We start from the raw sequence: 18,603 nt of genomic DNA, 5'->3' as shown, positions 1-18,603 counted from the left end.
TCGCCCGCCGGCTCAGCTTGTGTGGGCGACGACCTTGTCGACCGTTTCGGGGAAGAAGTCCGGTGCGGCGCTTCGCTTGCCGAACATCATGTCGTACTGGATCAGCCGGAAATCGTTGATCGCCGGGTCGATCTTCTTCTGCCGCGCCCAGTCGGGCGTCGCCTCGCCGGCCGGCGACAACAGAAGGTTGCGGTCGACGACGCGGTAGCGCTCGCGCAGGGCGCCGAGGAAGCCGGTATAGTAGGGGTGCGTGATCCCGGCCGTGGTCAGGATATGGTAGGGCAGGAAGGCGGGGCTGACGGCGCCCATCTCCTCGGCCGGGCCGGTGCGGTTGGACCAGATGATCAGAGGCGTCTGGTGGTGCTCGAGTGCCGCTTCGGGCGAGGGCTCCTTGCGCGGCGCGACATTGTCCTTGAGGAAGCCGGTCTCGACATAGACCGGCCCGAGCGGCGGCAGATGATCGCCGAAGAAGGCGATCACCGTCGGCCGCTGGCGCTTCTTGGCCCATTCGACCAGCCGTTCCAGACCGCGGTCTGCGTCGGCTGAGCCTTCTGCATAGCTCAGCAGCGATTCACGCGCCCAGGAACTGATCGGCGCCGCGACCTTGTGGGACGGATTGTAGTAGCGGTACGGCTCGTAGGGCCCGTGGTTCTGCAGGCTGACGGCGAACAGGAAGACCGGGTCCTCGCTTGCGTCCGCCTCGCGGATGATCTCGTCGGTCATCGCCGCGTCGGAGGCCAGTGGCCCGCGCTTCTGCATCGGCGGCAGCGTCTCCTCCGAGCGGAAGTCGTTGAAGCCGAAATCGGCATAGACGGCGCCGCGGTTCCAGAACCAGTTGGTGCCGGGATGGATGGCGCGCGCCCTGTAGCCCTCGCTCTTCAGGAAGGTCGCCAGCGACGGCGTCGGCGTGCGCACATACTGCTGGTAGGGGATGGAGCCGGCCGGCAGGAAGGCGTTGGAGAAGCCGGTCAGCGCCTCGAATTCGATATTGGCGGTCATGCCGCCGAATTCCGGCGAGAACATATAGCCGGAGCGCAGCGCCCGCACATTGGGGATCGGGTCCGGCGTGATGGTGACGCCGGGCAGCTTGGTCGGATCCCAGAAGGATTCGCTCATGACGACGATGATGTCGGGCTTCTCGTCCGGCACCGAGGCCGTCACGTCAGGTCTCGCGATCGCCGCGATCGCCTTGTCGGAATAGCCGGCCGGCGCCGAGACATGGGCCATCGGCACGTTGAGCGCGAAAGCAAGCGCAAAGCCGTTGGAGGCGTAGTTCTCCTTCTGGTCCCACATGATCGGGATGATCTGCAGCCGGTCGCGGGTCCACGAGAAGGTGGCGTAGTCCATGATCGACACGAAGAAGGCAAGCAGCGGCACCGTCAGCGTCAGCCGCGCCAGCCGACCCTTGCGGCTGAGGATCGGCACCTTCCGGCGCCACAGGCGCCAGCCATAGACGAGCAGCGACAGGCCGGCCACGATGGCGATGGCGATGGCGACGGCGGTCAGCGGCCGCTCGCGCACCAGAAGCGGCATCAGCGCCATGATCTGGCGGGAGTAGAGGAAATCGGTCGGGTAGAGCGGATCGCCGAGATAGTGCGACTTCTGGTGGCCGACAAAGGCCAGCGCAAGGGTCAGCGGCGCCACGATCATCAGGCTCTGGTGGCTGCGGCCGAGCACGGCGTCCAGCCCGATCAGCACCAGCGCGAAGACGATGATGGTGGTCCAGCCCGGCTTGAAGGGCTGCAGGAAGAAGTCGACGGTGCCGGAAAAATCGCCGCGCACGATCCATTCGATGGCGAACACCAGTATGGCGGAGGCGAGCAGGGTAACGAGGCCGTAGCGGACGATCGGCCATCTCCGCCCCGGCAGATAGCCGGTGGATGGATCGTCTTCCAAGAACTGCGGCGCCACCTTGCCGGCGCCTTTCCTGATCCGTGCCACTTCGATATTCCCCGGCCCACGCTGCGCGCCAATCCGATCGGCGTCATTGAATTGTCATTGAACTGTCACGCAAAGCTAGCGCCTGTGGCGAAAATAAGAAGAGCCAGCAAACGAATCGTGAGCGGTTTTCATCATCAGTGATCGCCAAAAAGCCTTTTGGAACAGGCACTCGGGTGGTGATTTCGCGCCCGGACAGGGTGGCGCGGGCTTGACTTGCCCGTCCGCCTTGCGCCACAGGCAGGTAAAATCAGCCATTGGAGAGCCTCGATATGGCCGTCGCATTCACCTTTCCGGGACAGGGCAGCCAGGCCGTCGGCATGGGCAAGGACCTGGCGGACGCCTTTCCCGAGGCGCGCAGAGTGTTCGAGGAAGTGGACGACGCTCTCGGCGAGAAACTGTCGAAGCTGATCTGGGAAGGGCCGGAAGAGACGCTGACGCTGACCGCCAACGCCCAGCCGGCGCTGATGGCAGTGTCGCTGGCGGCGATCCGCGCGCTGGAAGCGCGCGGATTTTCGCTGAAGGACAAGGTCGCTTACGTGGCGGGGCATTCGCTGGGCGAATATTCGGCGCTTGCCGCCGCCGGCTTCGTTTCGGTGGCGGACGCCGCGCGCCTGCTGCGCGTGCGCGGCAATGCCATGCAGGCGGCGGTGCCGGCGGGCGAGGGCGCCATGGCGGCAATCATCGGGCTCGAGCAGGCCGATGTCGAGGCAGCCTGCGCCGAGGCTGCAAAAGGCTCCATCTGCCAGGTTGCCAATGACAATGGCGGCGGCCAGCTGGTGATCTCCGGCGCCAAGCCGGCGGTCGAGCTGGCGGCAAAGCTGTGCACGGAAAAGGGCGCCAAGCGGGCGCTGATGCTGCAGGTCTCCGCCCCCTTCCATTCGGCGCTGATGCAGCCTGCCGCCGAAATCATGCGCGAGGCGCTGGCCGGCGTGGCAAAGAATTCGCCGGTGGTTCCCGTCGTCTCCAACGTCACGGTCACCCCGACCAGCGATCCCGACGAGATCGCCCGGCGCCTGGTCGCGCAGGTGACGGGCCGCGTGCGCTGGCGCGAGACGGTGGAGTGGTTCGCCGCCAACGGAGTTGCCACGCTCTACGAAGTCGGTGCCGGCAAGGTGCTGTCGGGCCTGGCGCGGCGGATCAACCGCGACGTTGCCACCGGCGCCGTCGGCACGGCAGCCGATGTCGAGGCGGCGCTGGCCGCGCTCGCATAATCCACTGGCGATTTGAACGCACCCGTGTGAAGGGTGCTCTCTGAGATCAGGAGACCAACATGTTCGAACTGACCGGCCGCAAGGCGCTCGTCACCGGCGCATCGGGTGGCATCGGCGAGGCGATCGCCCGCGTGCTGCACAGCCAGGGCGCCATCGTCGGCCTGCACGGCACCCGCCTCGAGAAGCTCGAGGCGCTGGCCGCCGAACTCGGCGACCGCGTGAAACTATTCCCGGCCAACCTGTCCGACCGCGACGAGGTCAAGGCGCTCGGCCAGAAGGCGGAAGCCGATCTCGAAGGCGTCGACATCCTCGTCAACAATGCCGGCATCACCAAGGACGGCCTGTTCGTGCGCATGTCGGATGCCGATTGGGACAGCGTGCTGGAGGTCAACCTCACCGCCGTGTTCCGGCTGACGCGCGAGCTGACCCATCCGATGATGCGCCGCCGCCATGGCCGCATCATCAACATCACCTCGGTGGTCGGCGTCACCGGCAATCCCGGCCAGACCAATTACTGCGCCTCCAAGGCCGGCATGATCGGCTTTTCCAAGTCGCTGGCGCAGGAGATCGCCACCCGCAACATCACCGTCAACTGCGTCGCCCCGGGCTTCATCGAATCGGCCATGACCGACAAGCTCAACGACAAGCAGAAAGAGACGATCATGGCGGCGATCCCGACCCGGCGCATGGGCACCAGCGCCGAAGTCGCCTCCGCGGTCGCCTATCTCGCCTCCAACGAAGCGGCCTATGTCACCGGCCAGACCATTCATGTGAATGGCGGCATGGCGATGATCTGAGCAGCCTTGTTCCGACTATGGTCCGGCGGTTGTGAAAAGCGCCATTTCGGCTTGGACCTCCCGCATTTTTCGTGTAATGCGGCCGGCAACCCGGCGGTTCGGGCAAAAACCGGTCCTGTGGCGTTGCGTTACCCGCAAGACCATATTTCAGCTTGATTAGCGGCATTCCGCCCGCTAACGAAGACAACTCAACATAAGACGAGGATGCCCCAAATGAGTGACACCGCAGAGCGCGTCAAGAAGATCGTCATCGAGCACCTGGGCGTCGATGCCGACAAGGTGACGGAGCAGGCGAGCTTCATCGACGATCTGGGCGCTGACAGCCTCGACACGGTCGAACTCGTCATGGCGTTCGAAGAAGAATTCGGCGTCGAGATTCCGGACGATGCCGCCGAGACCATCCTGACCGTCGGCGACGCGGTGAAGTACATCGACAAGGCCTCGGCCTGAGGCTTTTCGCGGGCATCACCGGGGAGGACCTGCGATGAGGCGTGTCGTCGTCACGGGCCTTGGCCTGGTTTCGCCGTTTGGCATGGGCTTCGAGCACAGCTGGAAGGAACTGCTGACCGGCCGCAGCGCAGCCAAGCGCGTCACCGAGTTCGAAGTGGAGGATCTTGCCTGCAAGATCGCCCACGTCATTCCGCGCGGTGACGGCTCCAACGGCACGCTCAATCCCGAAGCCGTGCTCGAGCCGAAGGAACTGCGCAAGATTGGCGACTTCATCCTGTACGGGATCGCGGCCGCCGACGAGGCGCTGAAGGATTCCGGCTGGCAGCCGGGCACCGAGGAGGAGCGCTGCGCCACCGGCGTCATGATCGGTTCCGGCATCGGCGGGCTCGAGGGCATCGCCGAGAATGCGCTGATCCTGCACGAGCGCGGGCCTCGCCGTATCAGCCCGTTCTTCATCCCCGGCAACATCATCAACCTGGTCTCCGGGCAGGTGTCGATCCGGCACGGGCTGAAAGGCCCGAACCACGCCGTCGTCACCGCTTGCTCGACCGGCGCGCACGCTATCGGCGATGCCGCCCGCCTGATCATCTTCGGCGATGCCGACGTGATGCTGGCAGGCGGTGCCGAGGCCCCGGTGACCCGGCTTTCGCTGGCCGGCTTCGCCGCCTGCCGCGCGCTGTCGACCGAGCGTAACGAGACGCCGCAAAAGGCTTCCCGTCCCTATGACCGCGACCGCGACGGCTTCGTCATGGGCGAGGGCGCCGGCGTCGTCGTGCTGGAGGAGCTCGAACACGCCAAGGCGCGCGGCGCCAAGATCTATGCCGAGGTCACCGGCTACGGGCTCACCGGCGATGCCTACCACATCACCGCGCCGGCCGAGGATGGCGACGGCGCCTTCCGCTGCATGACGGCGGCGCTGAAGCGGGCGAAGCTCTCGCCCGCCGACATCGACTACATCAACGCCCATGGCACCTCGACCATGGCCGACACGATCGAGCTTGGCGCCGTCGAGCGCCTTGTCGGCAATGCCGCCTCGAAGATCTCGATGTCGTCGACCAAGTCGTCGATCGGCCATCTCCTGGGCGCGGCGGGCGCGGCGGAGGCGATCTTCTCGATCCTCGCCATCCGCGACAACACGGCCCCCGCCACCATCAACCTCGACAATCCGGAGCGCGAGACGGCGATCGATCTCGTGCCGAACAAGCCGCGCGCCCGCCAGATCGACGTGGCGCTGTCCAACTCCTTCGGCTTCGGCGGCACCAACGCCTCGCTCGTCTTCCAGCGTTACAATGGCTGAGTGTGGGGCCGGCGGCCGCTCGCGCGGCCTGTCGTCAATTTTGCCATATTCGCCCCTACTCTGCCCTTGGGGATTCGCGCGTCGGACAGAAAACCGCGGCCGGTTTTCGCAAGGCACGAGGCGCAGGGTTGAAATGTTGGAGCGTGGTTCGCGCGTCCGCTGGGACGTGCGCCTCTCCAAGAGATCAGATGGTAGGGCGCTATGAACACAAATCCGGGCGGCAGCGGAGAATTCGGCAAGCAGCAGGCCGCAACTGGTCCGATCGTCCCCAAGACGGCGGCCGAGGCGCTGCGTCCGGAGGCCGGCACGCCGCCGCCGAGACGCTCGCGCGCCTCGCGCAGCCAGGTCGTCGTGTTCATGAATTTCGTCATCTCGCTGGTGATGCTGATGATCCTGGCGGCCGGTGCCGCGCTCTATTTCGGCAAGCAGGCGTTCACCGAACCCGGCCCGTCGGCCAATGGCGACACCTTCCTGGTCAAGCCGAACACCGGCGTTCAGGACATCGCCGACCAGCTCGAGCGGCGCGGCCTGATCAGCGACGCGCGCATCTTCCGCCTCGGCGTGCGTGCCACCGGCAATGATTCCGCGCTCAAGGCCGGCGAATACGAGATCAAGCCGCGCGCCTCGATGCTCGACATCATGGAAATGCTGAAGAGCGGCAAGTCGGTGATGTATTCGCTGACCATCCCCGAGGGGCTGACAGTCGAGCAGGCGCTGCAGCGCATCTCCGAGCAGGATGCGCTGACCGGCGACATGCCGGCGGCCATGCCGCCGGAGGGCAGCCTCGCCACCGACACACTGCGCTTCACCCGCGGCGCCACGCGCCAGCAGATGATCGACAAGCTCCTTGCCGACCAGAAGAAGCTGGTCGACGATGTCTGGGAGCGGCGCGCGCCGGACCTTCCGATCGCCAATGTCGAGGACTTCGTCACACTGGCCTCGATCGTCGAGAAGGAGACGGGCAGGGGGGACGAGCGTTCGCGCGTGGCCTCCGTGTTCCTCAACCGTCTCGCCAAGGGCATGCGCCTGCAGTCCGATCCGACCATCATCTACGGCCTGTTCGGCGGCAAGGGCAAACCCGCCGACCGTCCGATCTACCAGTCGGACATCGACAAGCAGACGCCCTACAACACCTATTTGATCAACGGCCTGCCGCCGACGCCGATCGCCAATCCCGGCCGTGCGGCCCTTGAGGCCGTCGCCAATCCATCAAAGACCGACGATCTCTATTTCGTCGCCGACGGCACCGGCGGCCATGTCTTTGCCGCGACGCTCGAAGAGCACAACCAGAACGTCGCCCGCTACCGGGCACTGCAGAAGAAGCAGGCCGAGGACGCCGCCAAGGCTGGCGCCGCCAAGGTCGAGGGCCAGACCGACGCGCCGGCCACCGGCGACGATAGCGGTGACGCCGGTGGCGATGCGGGCGCCGCCCAATAGACAAACGCTTTTGAACTTGCGCCCGGCTGCAAGGGGGCGTTGATATTTTGACGGCGGCGTACGCTTCGAGGGGGCGCCGTGGTTTTTTGGAGCAATTCCAGGAAAAGTGTGCAACGCTTTCCGTTCGGAATTGCGTAGAAACAAATAGTTAGAGCGGTTCGGCGAAGCCATCAACCGCTCAGGGTCGCGCAACGTCCGCGGCCGCGCGCAAGGGGGCGCAAGGGCACTATGAATCTGCAGAGCATGACCGGTTTTGCGCGGGCGGTCGCCGAACATGACGGCGCCTCGATCGCCTGGGAGGTGAAGTCGGTCAACGGCAAGAGCGTCGAGGTGAGACTGCGGCTGCCGCAAGGCTTCGAGCGGCTCGAGCCGGCGGTCCGGCAGACGATCCAGAAGCGTTTTTCGCGCGGCAATTTCCAGGCGACGCTGACGGTCGGCCGCGCCGCCGGCCAGCAGGTGCAGCCGGTGGTCAACGAGTCCTTCCTCAAGGATCTGGCCGGGCTGGCCAAGCGCCTGCAGGAGCAATTCGGCGCAGCCCCCGCCACCGCCGACGGGCTGCTCGCGTTGCGCGGCGTGCTCGACATTCCCGAGACGATCGAAACCGAGGAGGCGCGGGCGGCGCTCGACGGCGCCATCCTGGCCTCGCTCGAAACGGTGCTGGCAGGCCTGGAAATGGCCCGCCAGGGCGAGGGCGCCGCCCTGCGCTCGCTGCTTGCCGGCCACATCGACGCTATCGAGGCGCTGACGCTGAAGGCCGAGGCCGATCCGTCACGCGAGCCGGCGGCGATCCGCGAACGCATCGCCGAGCAGGTCCGCCTGTTGCTGGATGCTTCGGCCAATCTCGACGCCAGCAGGCTTCACCAGGAGGCGGCCTTCCTCGCCACCAAGGCCGATATCCGCGAGGAGATCGACCGGCTGAAGACGCATGTCGCTTCCGCGCGTGTGCTGCTCGCCAATGGCGGCGCCATCGGCCGCAAGCTCGATTTTCTGGCACAGGAATTCAACCGCGAATCGAATACGTTGTGCTCGAAGTCGAACGCCGCCGCGGTCACCGCCATCGGGCTGGAGCTGAAGGCGGTCGTCGACCAGTTTCGCGAACAGGTTCAGAATCTGGAGTGACCCGGATGGTTGCCAAGGAGCCGATGGTTGCCAGGGATCTGGGGTCCCGCATCCGCCGCCGCGGGCTGATGCTGGTCCTGTCGTCGCCGTCGGGCGCCGGCAAGTCAACGATCGCGCGCAATCTTCTCGAAAGCGATTCCAGTCTCGAGCTGTCGGTCTCGGTCACCACCAGACCGCGCCGGGGCTCGGAGATCGAAGGCGTGCACTATCACTTCCGCACCATGCGCGAGTTCGAGCGGCTGCGCGATTCTGACGCCCTGCTCGAATGGGCGGAGGTGCACGGCAATTGCTACGCCACGCCGCGCGAGCCGGCGGAGCTGGCGCTGGCGCAGGGCCGCGACATGCTGTTCGACATCGACTGGCAGGGCGCCCAGCAGCTCAAGGAGAAGATGCGCGCCGACATCGTCTCGATCTTCATCCTGCCGCCGTCGATGAAGGAATTGAAGGCGCGGCTGAAACGCCGCGCCGAGGACCAGGAATCGGTGATCGAGACCAGGCTGAAGAACGCCCGCCTCGAGATCGAGCACTGGAAGGAATACGACTTCGTCATCGTCAACGACGATCTCGACCGCGCCTTCGCCGAGGTGCGCGGCATCGTCACCGCCGAGCGGCTGCGGCGCGACAGGCGGCCGGGCCTGTTCGATTTCGTTTCGGGGTTGCTGGACGAGAAGACGGAGTGAGGCGGTGCGCCTCTCCTTCTCCCCTTGTGGGAGAAGGAGAGGCCGCAGCACTACACCGCGTTCGTCAACCTTACGAACTCGTCGACGCTGAGCGTCTCCGCCCGCCGCGTCGGGTCGATGCCGGCGCGCACCAGCAAGGCCTCGCCGCCGAGGCTCTTGACGCTTTGCCGCAGCATTTTCCGGCGCTGGCCGAAGGCGGCCTCGGTGACGCGGCCGAGCTTTTTCGCTTCTACCGGCAAGGGGGTCGCGCGCGGCACCAGATGCACCACCGATGACGTCACCTTCGGCGGCGGGGTGAAGGCCTGCGGTGGCACGTCGAAGGCGATCCTGGCTTGCGTGCGCCAGCCGGCGAGCACGCCGAGCCGGCCATAGGCATCGCTGCCTGGGGCGGCGGTGATGCGCTCGGCCACCTCGCGCTGGAACATCAGCGTCATCGATTGGTAGAAGGGCGGCCATTCGGCAATCGTCAGCCAACGGATCAAGAGTTCGGTACCGATATTGTAGGGCAGGTTGGCGACGATCTTCACCGGTCCGCCGGCTTCCCCGGCAAGCGCGGCGAAGTCCGTCTTCAGCGCATCGCCGGGAATGACGTGCAAACGGCCGGGATAATGATTGGAGACCTCCGCTAGCGCTTCCAGGCAGCGCTCGTCGCGTTCGATCGCGACGACCCGCTTGGCGCCGTTGAACAGCAGCGCTCGCGTCAATCCGCCGGGGCCGGGGCCGACCTCGATCACGGTGGCGTCGGCGAGGTCGCCGGCGGCGCGCGCGATCTTGCCGGTCAAATTGAGGTCGAGCAGGAAATTCTGGCCGAGCGCCTTCTTCGCCTGCAGCCCATGGCGTTCGATCACCTCGCGCAGCGGCGGCAGCCCGTCGATCGTCATGCGGCCAGGCTCACGGCAACGCGCTCATGCGGCCACGGCCTCGGTCCCGCTGTCGGCAAGCCGGCGGGCGAGCCTCAGGGCAGCGATCAGGCTGTCGGCGCGCGCGATGCCTTGGCCGGCAATATCGAAAGCGGTGCCGTGGTCGGGCGAGGTGCGGATGAAGGGCAGGCCGAGCGTGACATTGACCGCCTCGTCGAAGGCCAGCGTCTTGGCCGGGATCAGCGCCTGGTCGTGGTACATGCAAAGTGCCGCGTCGTAGCCGGCTCGCGCCCGCGCATGGAACATGGTGTCGGCCGGCAGCGGCCCGAAGGCGTCGATGCCCTCCGCCCTCAGTTGCTCGATCGCCGGCTGGATGACCCGCCTGTCCTCCACCCCCATTGCACCGCCTTCGCCGGCATGCGGGTTGAGGCCGGCGACCGCGAGCCTCGGCCTGGCGATGCCGAAGCGGGTTTTCAGGTCGGCGGCGGTGATGCGTGCGGTGGCGACGATCAGCTCGCTCGTCAGCGCCTTCGGCACGTCGACGAGCGGGATGTGGATGGTGACCGGGACGGTGCGCAGTTCCGGGCCGGCAAGCAGCATTACCGGCGTCACCTCGGCGCCCGTGTGCAGTCCCGCCAGATGCGCCAGATATTCGGTGTGGCCGGGAAAGCGGAAGCCGGCATCGTAGAGCGGCTTCTTGGCGATGGGGCAGGTGACCACGGCCGCGGCGCGCTCGGCAAGACAATCGGCCACGGCCCGATCGATGGCCTCGAGGGTGCCTGCGGCATTGGCGATGTCGGGCCGCCCGGGATTGTCGACATGGCCGGCATCGAGCGGCACGATCGGCAGCGCCCGCGAAAACATCCGCGCTGCTTGCGCCGGCAGCGTTTCGGCGATGGCTATCCTGGCGCCGATGTGGTGCGCGCGCGCCTCGATCAGTGTCGGATCGGCAAGCAGGTAGAAGGGCGGCACGCCGGCGCTTTCACCGGCGAGCCAGGCGGCGATGGCGATCTCCGGGCCGACGCCGGATGGATCGCCGACGCTCACTGCCAGCGGGGCATCGGTCTTGCGCATGTCTAGGCCGTCTTGCGGGGCGATCTGCCCGGGTATGGACAGGAGGTGGCTCTGTCGTCTCGTTCACTCACGCCCAAAACCCTGCCAATCTAGCGCTCGACGATTTTGGCCTTCTTCCGCAGCTCGTCGACATATTTCTTCGAGAGCTCGTCGGCGTCCTTGTCGTTGCCGCCCTCGCTCTGGAACACCATCTGCGCCGCCTTGTCGTCGGACACTTCGCGCGACGAGCAGATGCCGATGAATTCGATGCCGCGCTCGGTCTCGCGGGTGGCGGTGGCGCCGCCGACCTTGGTCGCCTTGATCTGGTCGGCCCAGTCAGCCGGCAGCTGAGGCGCCAGGACCCGGCCGAGATCGCGCACGGTGACGTCGAGCAGCCCCTTGGCGAATTGGCGCGTGCTGTCGCAGCCGTTGAAGCGCGCGCGCATGGCATCGGCCTCGCGCTTGCGTTTGGCCAGTGTCGCGCTGCGCTCGGAGGCCGGCACCACGAAGATCACCTGCTGCAGCATGTATTCCATGGCGGTCGGCTTGGCGCCGCCCTTGTCCAGCATGCGCCGCACCGCGTCCTGCTCTGTCACCGCGCCGCCCTCGCCGGAACGGTAGCGGGCACCCAACGCCTGGTTCCAGGCCATCTGGGCGCGGATGAAGTCCTTGAAGTGCTCCTTGGTGACGCCGGACTGCGCCATGATTCCGTCGAGCTGCTTGAGCTGCATCTTGTTGTTGGTGGCAAAGCGCTGATACGCCGCATCGACCTGGGCATCGGTGATGCGGATGCCGAGCCGCCTGGCCTCGGCCATGCGCAGCGTCTGGTCGATCATTTCCTGCCCAGCATCGCCCTTCTTGCGCTGCAGTTTCAGGAATGCGGCCCGGTGCGCGATGTCGCCGGTGGTGATCGGTACGTTGTTGACGACATATTTGATCGTGCTGGCGAAGGCAGGCGGCGTCATCGCCGTGATCGAAACCGAGGTCGCCGCCACCAGCAGCGCGAAGCCTGCTGAAAACAGGTATTTCCTCATCTCACGTATCCCAATTCTGTCCCGCTTCTACAGCGCCGAGCGTCCCCTCGGACCCGCGGCAGACGCTATGGCAATTGATCTGGCGCATGATCCTTCGGCAAATGTCTTCCGGTTTCGGGGTCATGCGCAATGTGACCGAAACCCCTGCCAGCCCTATGCGGCGAAACCATGTCGTCAGCCAGCCGTCACTGGATGGTGTCGATGGCGCTGGTCGACGACCCGAAATCGCCAAGCGTGCGGAACGACAGGTTGAAGCCGACATTCTGCGACACTTCCTTGGTCACAAGGTCGCGCGATTCCGAGAACGTCATCAAATAGGTGAAGCAGGAATCATTATAGGCAAAGCCGACGCCGTCCTTGACCAGAACGCTCTGCTTGATGTCGTAGGTGCCGGTGCCGAAGACGCGCCAGTTCTCGGCAAGGTGGGTCGAGGCGCCGAGCGTGACCTCGTGGCGATCGGTTTCGAAGCCGTAGAGCGGCTGCGCCTGGATGAAGGCATATTTGGCAGTGAGCGAAACCGGCAGGCCGGAATAGGCGGCCTTCACCTCGGCGCGCCTGACGTCGAAGGTCTGCTCGTCGAAGCGGCCGCTGAGCGAGCCGGAGAAGCCGCTCGGGCTGTTGAAGCCGATCAGCCCGACATAGTCCGAAGTCGGCTTGTCGAGACCCGAATAGGCGCCGACATTGACCAGATCGGGCGCGGTGAACGAATTCTGGCCGGCCAGCTGGTAGGATTGGCCGAAGATCGCGTTGGTGCTCCAGCCACCCTCATAGGCGCCGGAATAGCGGAAGCCGACATTGGCGCGCGTGCCGCCTTCCATGCGGTCGTAGCCGGAGAACTTGTCGCGCTCGAACAGCGTCGTGGCATCGAAGACGAAGCTCTGCGCATCCTCGTTGGGAACAGCGAGGCCGCCGACATACTGCTCGTTCGGACGCACGAATACCTGCGCCATCGGCTCGACGATATGGCTGGAACTCGCCATCGAGAACAGCACTGGCCACCGCATTTCGAGGCCCAGCGTCGCCATGTAGCGGGCGAGCGAGGTGCGCATGTCGTCCTGTTCGCCCAGATTGGTCGCCATCTGGTTGATCGCGTTCAGCGAGGCGGTATTGGCGTTGACATAGCCGGCGTCGCCACGCAGCGCCAGCAGCGGCGTCAGTTGCAGGCCGCCATCGGTGGTGAAGGTACGCTTCCATTCAGCCTCGGTTGTCAGCCGGCTGGACTGGCCTTCGATGCCGCGCACATTGTTGATCGAGGTGTCATCGAGAGGATCGGCCAGCGCCACGTCGAGCCGGTCGCGGCTGATAACGCGCGCATTGACGTTGAGCGACAATTGCCCGCCGGCCACGGCCATGTCGGGGATGTAGGCATAGTCGAGCGACGGCAGCACCCAGGGCTGTTCACCGGCGCGCGCCGTCGCGTCGCTGGAGAGCGTGTTTTCCTGCACCTCGAACCGCATGGCGCGGACGTCGAAATAGTTGCGGTCGTTGAGGCCGGTCAGGTAGATCGACGACTGGTGGACGGTGTCGCTGTAGCCGTCGATGGCATAGGTGCGCGAGAAGTTCTTGTCGGTCTGCAGCAGCACGTCCCAGCCGAAGTTCCAGCGGTCGTTGATGGCGAACTGGCCCTTGGTGCCCATCATGCCGCGGAACTTGTTCGGATCGCCCGCCGCGCCCGAATCGACATTGCGCACGCCGTTGTCGATGAAGGCGTCGGGATCTTGCTGATGGATGCCGGCGATCTTCAGGCTGTATTCGCCATTGTTGAAGCGCTGGCGCCATTCGGCTTCGCCGAGGAAGCCTTGCTTGGTGTAGCCGGTGCCGGTGACCGTGAGGTCATAGGTCGGCGACAGGGCAAAGTAGTAGGGGATCTTGACGCCGACGCCGAGGTCGCTCTTGTAGACGATGCCGGGGATCAGGAAGCCGCTCTTGCGCTTCACCGTCGGGTCGGCGATCTCGAAAGCCGGCAGATAGGCGAGCGGGAAGCCGAAGAACTCGAAATTCGCATTCTCGAAGCGGACCGTCTTCTTCTCGCCGTTCCAGATGATCTTGCGCGCCTTGACGCGCCATGTCGGCGCGCTGTCCGGCTTGTCCTCGCAGGGTTCGCAGGCCGTGTAGACGCCGTTGTGGAAGGTGGTCAGAACGCCGCCCATGCGCTCCGCGCTCTCGGAGGCGAAATAGGCCTTGTTGACGGTCTCGACACGCAGCGCGTTGACGAAGCCGTCGGCGAAGTCGTCGGTGATGTCGATATGGTCCGAATTGATCTTGGTGCCGTCGCTGTTGATCAGCTCGACCGCACCGCTCGCGACCAGGCGCTTGGTGTTGCGGTTGTATTCGACGCGCTGGGCGACCAGCTTGTTGCCGCCGTAGTCGATCTGCACGCCGCCGACAGCGGTCACCGTGTTGTTGTCGTTGTTGTAGACGAGCGTATCTGCGGCAAGCAGCATCTGCGTGCCGGACGGAACGGGATTCGCCGTAATGTCCTGCGCCAGCGCCGGTACCGTCGGCACCGCGCAGGCGAACAGACATGCCAAGGCGGTCGCCCCATAGAGGCGTGCCAAACCGGCGTGCCTATGGCTGCGCAAAACCGCCTCCCTCACTAGCCGTCTTCCTTGTATAGCAGAAACGTCACCCCGAAGAACATAGCCACGACAACCGGAACCCATGCGGCCACCGCCGTAGGGACGAATCCCGCCACGCCGAATGCCTTGACCAATACCGAAACGACATAAAGCAGAAAGCCGGCGAGGACGCCACCCAGAATCATCGTCGCCGACTGCCCCATACGCGCAAATCGCATTGAAACTGTTGCCGCAATCAGCGTCATGGCGACGAGGAGGAACGGCAGCGCCACCAGCGAATCAAACTGCATGGCGAAGGCATTTGCCTTCAGCCCGAAGGAACGGGCAACCTCGATCTTGCCGGGCAGGTCGTAAAAGGGAATGGTTTCCGGGCGCGCCAGCCGCTCTTGTACGAATTCAGGCTTGAGGTTGGTCTGGACCCGGTCGGATGTCGCGGGCCGGATAGTGCCGTCCTTGAACACCTTGACGTCCTGCAACTCCCAATAGCCGTCGCGCAGGAAGGCGTGCGCCGCGTCCTTGCGCTCGACGATGTTGCCTTGCTGGTCGAGCACGAAGAACACCGCGTCGGCCATTTCCAAGCCCTGGTTGAGAATCGCCCGGGCGCCAATGATGGTGTCGCCGGAAGCGGTCTTTTGCCGGATCCAAGGCGTCGTGTCGGCCGGCACCGCGTTCGAATTGCCGGCGCGCAACTGGTTTTCCATCTGCTCGGACCAGGAGAAGCCGTGCGCCGCGATCGGATTGAGCACGCCGACCGACAGCACACCGAACATGAGCGCGCCGATGCAGCAGGGCAGCAGGAATTGCCAGGCCGAAACGCCGGCCGACCGCGCGATGACCAGCTCATATTTGCGGTTGAGCGACACCAGTGTCGCCATCGCCGAGAACAGGCCGACGAACGGCACGGTCTGCAGCATGATCATCGGCATCCTCAGCGCCGAAATGGCGAAGGCGGTGCCGTAGGTGAAGCCGGGCAGGCCGGTGGTGCGGCCGGACAGTTCGGTGAAGTCGATCAGGAACACCAGCGCCAGAAGGCCGAGGAAGAACCAGATGGTGATCGACACGTAGCGCAAGAAGAAGTAGCGGCCCAGCGTCCAGCCCATCGTCATGCCCCCTGGCCGGAAGCGCGCCGGGAGAGACGCAGCTTGATGGCCGTCCAGGTCTCGCTGACGCGGCCGGCGAGATTGGTCATCCAGTCCGCCCAGGCCGCCGGCAGTTCCATCGACCTCGACGAGACGATGAACCAGGTGGCGACAGCCGAGGCCACGATCGGCACGCCGTAGACCACATAGGCATAGAGCGGCACCTTGTCGGCCTTGCCGGCGGCGAAGAAGCCGAGCCACCGCACGAACAGCGCGATCGCGATGGCCGTGATCAGCGGATGGATCCGCGCTTCCCGGTGCGAGCGCGCGTCGCCCGCCACCGCCAGCGCGATCAGCGCGAACACCAGCGGGTAGGACCATTCGGAGAAGCGCTGGTCGAGCTCGGCCGTGTAGCTGCCCGGCTTGCGCTGGAACATCTTGTCGTTGGGATCCGGGTTGAGCAGGTACTGCGTCGTGCGGTCCTTGGGCAGCAGCGTGATCTCGTTCGCCGCCGACATGAAGGCCGAGAGGTCGAACGCATAGGAGGTGAAGCGGATCACCGACAGGTCGCCAGTCAGCGATTTGCGGTTGATGACGCCGTCATTCATCATCAGCACCTTCTCGTCGCCCTTTTCGACGATGCTGCCGGACTTGGCGTAGTAGATCAGGTTGGCGCCTTCCTCGCGCGAATCGGCCACGAAGATGCCGCCGAGCCTGTTGTCCGGCAGGCGTTCGCCGATCTGCAGGAACAGGCCGTCGTCGATCTTGCGGAACGTTCCTTCCTGGATGATCAGCGACAGAAGGTCGGCGCGCGACGAGGCCACCAGCTGCCGGTTCTTCTGCCTGGCATAGGGGTCGACGCCATTGTCGACGGCAAAGGAAAAGACGCTGGCCGCGAGCGCCAGCAGGAGGATCGGCCGCGCGATGGTCCAGCGCGAGGCGCCGGCAGCATTGATGACGGCCAGTTCCGAATCGGTGTTCATGACGCTGAGCGTCTGCGCCACCGCCACCACCAGCGCGAACGGCACCACGATCGGGATGATCGACGGGATGATCAGCGCGGCGACCTCGAAGAAGGTCAGCGCCGATTGGCCGCTGTCGGTGACGAGATCGATCTTGGCGAGCACCTGCGTCGTCCACACGATCGCCAGCGTCCAGGTCAGCGCGGCCACGAAGACCGTCGCTGCGCGACGCATGATGTAGCGTTCAACGACCTTCATGAAGGCTTTCTCGATTTTGCCGAACGGCATCATGCCCGCCGACAAGGTAGTCATCCGGCGACGGCAGTACAACTGGCTGCATTGGCGGCTCGATCTGGTTCCCGTTCCACATCACGCGCCCCGGCTGGCCGGAGTGTCCAAGGCAATGCATAAGAAATGCAAAACATTGGTGGTTAACAAGAGGTTACGGCAGGAATGCGGGGCCATGCCGCGACGAATCCACTGATGGTTGCGGCGGCGATATAGGCTGCGATTTCGGCCAAAGTCTTGCCAAATGATGGAAAACGACCAAATGTCGCGCACTCTTGAAAGCCGTTGTGCGGCGCCTATCCCCGAAAGCAGGTTCTGATGACTTCGACACCTTCGATTGCCTTCGCCAAATTTGCCGCGCCGAAAAAGGGCAGCGCCTTCGTGCTGGCGGCCGACGATGGCGCGGTTGGCGAAGCAGGCAAGGCTTGCGATCCGGCCGGGGCGCTCGCGCGCGCGTTCCCGGTGGCCGACTTTTCCGGCAAGTTCGGCACCGTCGCCGAGGTGCTGGCGCCGGAGGGGACTTCGCTCGACCGCCTGGTGGCGGTCGGCGCCGGCAAGGCCGCCGCCCTCGACGACCAGGCCTGGCTGAGGCTGGGCGGCACCATCGCGGCCTTGCTGCGCAAGGCGACGGAAGTCGCCGTCGTGCTCGATGTTCCGGGCGCCGAGGCCGGCGGCAGGCAGGCCGCGAACCTCGCCGCTGGCATCCTTTTGCGCAGCTATTCCTTCGACAAGTACAAGACCAAGAAGGACAAGGACGAGCCGAAGAAGCCGGTCAAGGTGACCATCCACTGCGCCGATCCCGCCGCGGCAAAGAAGGCTTTCACCGACGAGGCGGCGGTGATCGACGGCGTGCTTCTGGCGCGCGATCTTGTGAACGAGCCCGCCAACACGCTGGGCCCGGTGGAGTTCGCCGCGCGCGCCAAGGACCTGGAGGCGCTCGGGGTCGAGGTCGAGATTCTGACCGAGAAGGAGATGGAGAAGCTCGGCATGGGCTCGCTGCTCGGCGTCGCGCAAGGCTCGCCGCGCGGCGCCCGCATGGCGGTCATGCACTGGAAGGGCGGCAAGGCCAAGGACGCGCCGGTCGCCTTCATCGGCAAGGGCGTCACCTTCGACACCGGCGGCAATTCGATGAAGCCGGCCTCAGGCATGGAGGAGATGAAGGGCGACATGGGCGGTGCCGCCGCCGTCACCGGGCTCATCCACGCCCTTGCCGCCCGCAAGGCCAAGGCCAATGTCATCGGCGTCATCGGCCTGGTCGAGAATGCCGTCGACGGCCACGCCCAGCGCCCCGGCGATATCGTCACCTCGATGTCGGGCCAGACCATCGAGGTTCTGAACACCGATGCCGAAGGCCGCCTCGTGCTGGCCGACGCGCTCTGGTACACCAATGACCGCTTCAAGCCGAGATTCATGGTCAATCTGGCGACGCTGACCGGCGCCATCATGGTCGCGCTCGGCCAGCACTATGCCGGCCTGTTCTCCAACAATGACGAGCTGGCGGACCGGCTCTCCGGCGCCGGGCAGGCGACGCAGGAGCGGCTGTGGCGCATGCCGCTGGGCGCCGAATACGACAAGCTGATCGATTCCAAGAACGCCGACATGAAGAACATCGGAGGCCGCTACGGCGGCGCCATCATCGCCGCGCAGTTCCTGCAGCGCTTCGTCAAGGAGACGCCTTGGGCGCATCTCGACATCGCCGGCACGGCGATGGGCTCGCCGCCAAGCGAGATCAACCAGTCCTGGGGCTCGGGGTTCGGCGTGCGGCTGCTCGACCGTCTCGTGCGCGACCACTACGAGGGGTAAGGCCGTTCGAGGC

16 protein-coding genes are annotated in these 18,603 nt (G+C 65.4%); 9 read left to right on the top strand and 7 right to left on the bottom strand.

Annotation, left to right across the window (positions count from 1 at the left end; all coding sequences use genetic code 11):
* Positions 1-12 precede the first annotated feature (12 nt).
* The gene (locus PU724_RS05560; RefSeq protein ID WP_135908061.1) at positions 13-1,941 is read right to left on the bottom strand and encodes an LTA synthase family protein; all 1,929 of its coding nucleotides are present in this window, start codon (positions 1,939-1,941) and stop codon (positions 13-15) included.
* A gap of 269 nt (positions 1,942-2,210) precedes the next feature.
* On the opposite strand from PU724_RS05560, the gene fabD reads away from it, so the two are divergent.
* From fabD to gmk, 7 genes are all read left to right on the top strand, one after another.
* Positions 2,211-3,152 carry an ACP S-malonyltransferase gene (gene fabD, locus PU724_RS05555; RefSeq protein ID WP_135858055.1) on the top strand — a complete coding sequence of 314 codons (942 nt, stop codon included), beginning with the start codon at positions 2,211-2,213 and terminating at the stop codon, positions 3,150-3,152.
* A gap of 59 nt (positions 3,153-3,211) precedes the next feature.
* Positions 3,212-3,949 (top strand): 3-oxoacyl-[acyl-carrier-protein] reductase, encoded by a 738-nt coding sequence (fabG, locus tag PU724_RS05550; protein WP_127285713.1) that lies wholly within the window; start codon positions 3,212-3,214, stop codon positions 3,947-3,949.
* 213 nt (positions 3,950-4,162) lie between these two features.
* Complete coding sequence (locus tag PU724_RS05545; RefSeq protein ID WP_006203723.1) at positions 4,163-4,399, top strand: acyl carrier protein; 237 nt, start codon at positions 4,163-4,165, stop codon at positions 4,397-4,399.
* Between the two features lie 34 nt (positions 4,400-4,433).
* Positions 4,434-5,696, top strand: coding sequence for a beta-ketoacyl-ACP synthase II (gene fabF / locus PU724_RS05540; protein WP_127393661.1), 1,263 nt, complete (start codon positions 4,434-4,436; stop codon positions 5,694-5,696).
* A 201-nt stretch (positions 5,697-5,897) separates the two neighbouring features.
* Complete coding sequence (gene mltG, locus PU724_RS05535) at positions 5,898-7,133, top strand: endolytic transglycosylase MltG (protein ID WP_320321839.1); 1,236 nt, start codon at positions 5,898-5,900, stop codon at positions 7,131-7,133.
* A 228-nt stretch (positions 7,134-7,361) separates the two neighbouring features.
* On the top strand, positions 7,362-8,252 hold the full coding sequence (locus tag PU724_RS05530) for a YicC/YloC family endoribonuclease (protein ID WP_354420720.1): 891 nt from the start codon (positions 7,362-7,364) through the stop codon (positions 8,250-8,252).
* A gap of 23 nt (positions 8,253-8,275) precedes the next feature.
* The gene (gene gmk, locus PU724_RS05525; protein ID WP_127285719.1) at positions 8,276-8,932 is read left to right on the top strand and encodes a guanylate kinase; all 657 of its coding nucleotides are present in this window, start codon (positions 8,276-8,278) and stop codon (positions 8,930-8,932) included.
* A 50-nt stretch (positions 8,933-8,982) separates the two neighbouring features.
* Here the strand turns inward: gmk and rsmA are convergent, their stop codons facing one another.
* The 6 genes from rsmA to lptF all read right to left on the bottom strand — a co-directional run bounded on the left by rsmA (position 8,983) and on the right by lptF (position 16,757).
* Positions 8,983-9,813 (bottom strand): 16S rRNA (adenine(1518)-N(6)/adenine(1519)-N(6))-dimethyltransferase RsmA, encoded by an 831-nt coding sequence (rsmA, locus tag PU724_RS05520; RefSeq protein WP_354420718.1) that lies wholly within the window; start codon positions 9,811-9,813, stop codon positions 8,983-8,985.
* A gap of 24 nt (positions 9,814-9,837) precedes the next feature.
* The gene (pdxA, locus tag PU724_RS05515) at positions 9,838-10,866 is read right to left on the bottom strand and encodes a 4-hydroxythreonine-4-phosphate dehydrogenase PdxA (RefSeq protein ID WP_354420716.1); all 1,029 of its coding nucleotides are present in this window, start codon (positions 10,864-10,866) and stop codon (positions 9,838-9,840) included.
* Between the two features lie 89 nt (positions 10,867-10,955).
* Entirely contained in the window at positions 10,956-11,879 is a 924-nt protein-coding gene (locus PU724_RS05510) for a peptidylprolyl isomerase (RefSeq protein WP_127287107.1), read from the bottom strand.
* 185 nt (positions 11,880-12,064) lie between these two features.
* Positions 12,065-14,476, bottom strand: coding sequence for an LPS-assembly protein LptD (locus tag PU724_RS05505; RefSeq protein WP_354420714.1), 2,412 nt, complete (start codon positions 14,474-14,476; stop codon positions 12,065-12,067).
* Positions 14,476-15,558 (bottom strand): LPS export ABC transporter permease LptG, encoded by a 1,083-nt coding sequence (lptG, locus tag PU724_RS05500; RefSeq protein WP_320321611.1) that lies wholly within the window; start codon positions 15,556-15,558, stop codon positions 14,476-14,478. Before lptG ends, PU724_RS05505 begins: the two co-directional genes overlap by 1 nt.
* A gap of 2 nt (positions 15,559-15,560) precedes the next feature.
* Positions 15,561-16,757, bottom strand: a complete 1,197-nt coding sequence (gene lptF / locus PU724_RS05495; RefSeq protein WP_320321612.1) for an LPS export ABC transporter permease LptF — start codon at positions 16,755-16,757, stop codon at positions 15,561-15,563.
* Here lptF and PU724_RS05490 point away from each other — a divergent pair.
* Both PU724_RS05490 and PU724_RS05485 read left to right on the top strand, forming a co-directional pair.
* Positions 16,756-16,983 (top strand): hypothetical protein, encoded by a 228-nt coding sequence (locus PU724_RS05490; RefSeq protein WP_426213052.1) that lies wholly within the window; start codon positions 16,756-16,758, stop codon positions 16,981-16,983. The genes lptF and PU724_RS05490 overlap by 2 nt on opposite strands.
* Positions 16,984-17,105: 122 nt before the next feature.
* Entirely contained in the window at positions 17,106-18,590 is a 1,485-nt protein-coding gene (locus PU724_RS05485) for a leucyl aminopeptidase (RefSeq protein WP_354420711.1), read from the top strand.
* Positions 18,591-18,603 lie beyond the last annotated feature (13 nt).

The sequence above is a fragment of the Mesorhizobium abyssinicae genome, assembly GCF_049887195.1.
GTDB classification, from domain to species: domain Bacteria; phylum Pseudomonadota; class Alphaproteobacteria; order Rhizobiales; family Rhizobiaceae; genus Mesorhizobium; species Mesorhizobium abyssinicae.
Note: the sequence above shows the minus strand (reverse complement) of the source record. Positions and strands in the feature narration are given on the sequence as shown.